Origin of the sequence: Streptococcus oralis subsp. dentisani (genome assembly GCF_002096615.1) — a bacterium.
In the GTDB taxonomy this organism is placed as follows: domain Bacteria; phylum Bacillota; class Bacilli; order Lactobacillales; family Streptococcaceae; genus Streptococcus; species Streptococcus oralis_U.
The window spans coordinates 1-2637 of record NZ_NCUX01000015.1; the positions used below are offsets into that span (position 1 = coordinate 1).

Annotated in this window: 6 protein-coding genes; 2 read left to right on the forward strand and 4 right to left on the reverse strand. The window is 35.8% G+C overall.

What is annotated here, in order from left to right; all coding sequences use genetic code 11:
- Positions 1-13: 13 nt before the first annotated feature.
- Genes B7708_RS00115 through B7708_RS00130 form a run of 4 tightly spaced genes read right to left on the reverse strand, consistent with a single transcriptional unit; the run spans position 14 to position 2207 of the window.
- Positions 14-562 carry a DUF6036 family nucleotidyltransferase gene (locus tag B7708_RS00115; RefSeq protein WP_084972867.1) on the reverse strand — a complete coding sequence of 183 codons (549 nt, stop codon included), beginning with the start codon at positions 560-562 and terminating at the stop codon, positions 14-16.
- Entirely contained in the window at positions 555-842 is a 288-nt protein-coding gene (locus B7708_RS00120) for a hypothetical protein (protein ID WP_084972870.1), read from the reverse strand. Before B7708_RS00120 ends, B7708_RS00115 begins: the two co-directional genes overlap by 8 nt.
- A 2-nt stretch (positions 843-844) precedes the next feature.
- Entirely contained in the window at positions 845-1300 is a 456-nt protein-coding gene (locus tag B7708_RS00125) for a hypothetical protein (RefSeq protein WP_084972872.1), read from the reverse strand.
- Complete coding sequence (locus tag B7708_RS00130; RefSeq protein WP_084972874.1) at positions 1290-2207, reverse strand: IS1595 family transposase; 918 nt, start codon at positions 2205-2207, stop codon at positions 1290-1292. Before B7708_RS00130 ends, B7708_RS00125 begins: the two co-directional genes overlap by 11 nt.
- A 45-nt stretch (positions 2208-2252) precedes the next feature.
- On the opposite strand from B7708_RS00130, the gene B7708_RS00135 reads away from it, so the two are divergent.
- On the forward strand, positions 2253-2546 hold the full coding sequence (locus tag B7708_RS00135) for a hypothetical protein (protein WP_084972876.1): 294 nt from the start codon (positions 2253-2255) through the stop codon (positions 2544-2546).
- On the forward strand, positions 2546-2637 hold a 92-nt coding region (locus tag B7708_RS09670), incomplete at its 3' end, for an adenine-specific methyltransferase EcoRI family protein (protein ID WP_142358243.1). The genes B7708_RS00135 and B7708_RS09670, both read left to right, overlap by 1 nt.

Here is a 2637-nt window from a genome sequence, read left to right on the forward strand (position 1 = left end):
CGGAAATCGTCTTTTAATAATGTCTAAATTCTTCATAATGTTCACTCATATATTCTGCCAACCATTCCATACCATAGGCTATCTCAAATACTTCCAATATCAATGAAAGGTCTGGTTGAAAACCATATTCTTTGAGTTTATTGATAATATCTTTTATAGAACGAATTTTCACTAGTTTAATAATTTTCCCAGCATCCTGCCTATCTCTATCTCGTCCGCTGTCTAGTTTCATTCCGAGAATGTAAGATAATGGTGGTACAAAAACAGTCAAATTTGAATAGCTAAATGCCTTCTCACAGATAGACAGTGGCGGTATTTTATTCATATTTGCAACATTGTTGTTCAGCCATAACTCATCAGGCTTATTCACATCAAAATCATCGCCAACTTTCTCAATAATGCTTCTGATTTTAGCATCTTCTTGATAAAAGGCATCTACATCTTGTGTTCCTCGGAGATTGTAATACTCCAGAACAAAACCACCAACACAGATAATTTCTAGGTCAATATTTTCCTTAGCTAATTCGGTATTGAGAGCCTCAAATAAAACTTTCTTATCCATAGTTACCCTCTCTAAAGAGTTTCAAAATATCTTTTGGCTGACTTTTACGGTTCGCCTGCAAAACGTGTTCTCTTGTGTGTGTACCTTCTGTTAAAGCATCTTGAAGGGTTATTTTTTGGAAAGGTGTTAAGGTAGGATTTTTCAACAATTGCTCTACATCATCAGTAGTTAGTTTAGTCTCCTCATCTTTAATGACCTTATAAAGATAGCGAAACCACAAATCACCGTCACTTCCAGAATGTTCACTAGCTCTCACCATGTAATCGTACCATGTTGTCATTATTATTCCCCCTCATCTTTTCTAGGGTTATAGTGCATTGCTATCCAAAGTTTTTTGTCAAAATCAGATAACTCTTTTTTCTTCTGATAAATGCAATCGTTCAAATCAGGAAATTTGAGACTGTATTTTTTCTCAAAAAAGCTCTGAAACTCCTCTTTACTTTCTGCAATATCAACCAAGGCTTCTAACTCTGCCATTTGTTTGGCAATAGCCTTTCTGTCAATTCTCTTTTGACTATCTCCAAGTACGTCATAAACACAACGTTTTGTTAGTTGAGTATAAAAAGAGCGATGTTCAGTAACAAAATCAAAGGAATAGGTCTTATCCCAGAGTTTGGTGTATTTATTGTAAAAACCATCTGAAAGGCTGACCTGATAACCAATCAGCTTACTATCAACTCTACGAGCGATAGACCTTTCCAATTCAAAATGTAGGTCATGTAATGTATTAGTAGCCATAAATCAGCTCCCTGTATTTAGTTCGAACACAGGCATTTGAAATCAGGAGATTAAAACGCTCACTATCCGAATAGTCACGAGTATTATAACGAAAAACAAATTCATCTACATAGTCTTGAAGATATTTCTTAGACCACGAATGGTAAATTCCTAATACTCCACGTTTCAATCCAGCCCAAAAGCCTTCAATCGTGTTGGTATAAACATCACCTTGCACATACTCACTAATTCCATGATTAACAAAGTCATGATTATACATCTTAGCCACTTTATTATAACCCAGCCATTCATCTGTGTAAAGTTGAGCTGTTTCCTTTACGTATTTGACAATCTGTTCAGTCAATGTTTTCGTCTTTGTATCTGGAACATGATGAGCATTAACTTTACCTTGACGTTGTACCATGCCTACTACAGCAGATTTGTCTTTCAATGAACGCCCTTGAGCATTTTTGACTTTTTTGGAGTTATGACGGTTCTTGTTTTTACCACCTATGTAGGTTTCATCAACTTCCACAACATCATCAAGACTATTGTTGTTTTCAGAATTAAAACACTTACGGATACGTTCCAGCATGAACCAAGCTGTTTTTTGCGTAACACCAATATCTTTTGATAATTGTACAGATGAGATTCCTTTTTTGTGAGAAGTCACAAGCCAAATTGCCATAAACCATTTACGAAGTTCAATTTTAGTATTATCAAAAAGAGTACCAGTCTTGACATTGAAGTATTTTCCAGTATTTTTACAACGGTATTTGTTACCTTTGCATTTGTAGACCTTTGAGGTAGCATCAAAAGGGCTGATAATCACATCGCCCCAAATCATATTTTCTAAATGGTCAATACATGACTGTTCGTCTGGAAAAGCAGATTGTAAATCAAATAATGATTTAAACTCAAACTTCATAACTGGTACTCCTTACTTCTTGATTATATTATATCGAAAACAAGAATGATTGTCAACAAAAATGTAAATTTCTACTATGCAAAAAGCCAGAATTTTGATATAATAGAAGTATCAAAAATAAAGGAAATTAAGCATTATGAACGCAATCACAGCTCACAGCTCACAGCTCACAGCTCACAGCTCACAGCTCACAGCTCACAGCTCACAGCTCACAGCTCACAGCTCACAGCTCACGCTGATTATGTAATCGGACGTGTTTTTTGTCAAGCTCTAAAACAGGCTTTTTCACATTTTTGTGAGGAAGCCTTTTATGCTCCCTACGAAAGTGGGGTGGCATAATGGCTGGCTCACTCCACAAGGCTAAAAAAGCCAAAAACGATGAGTTTTATACTCGTTATAAAGATATTGCTGAGGAAATGGGGCATTATAG

Bases quoted from the DNA above. Each gene is read 5' to 3' on its own strand.
- B7708_RS00115 (WP_084972867.1), bottom strand. From the start codon at position 562: ATGGATAAGAAAGTTTTATTTGAGGCTCTCAATACCGAATTAGCTAAG.
- B7708_RS00120 (WP_084972870.1), bottom strand. From the start codon at position 842: ATGACAACATGGTACGATTACATGGTGAGAGCTAGTGAACATTCTGGA.
- B7708_RS00125 (WP_084972872.1), bottom strand. From the start codon at position 1,300: ATGGCTACTAATACATTACATGACCTACATTTTGAATTGGAAAGGTCT.
- B7708_RS00130 (WP_084972874.1), bottom strand. From the start codon at position 2,207: ATGAAGTTTGAGTTTAAATCATTATTTGATTTACAATCTGCTTTTCCA.
- B7708_RS00135 (WP_084972876.1), top strand. From the start codon at position 2,253: ATGATTGTCAACAAAAATGTAAATTTCTACTATGCAAAAAGCCAGAAT.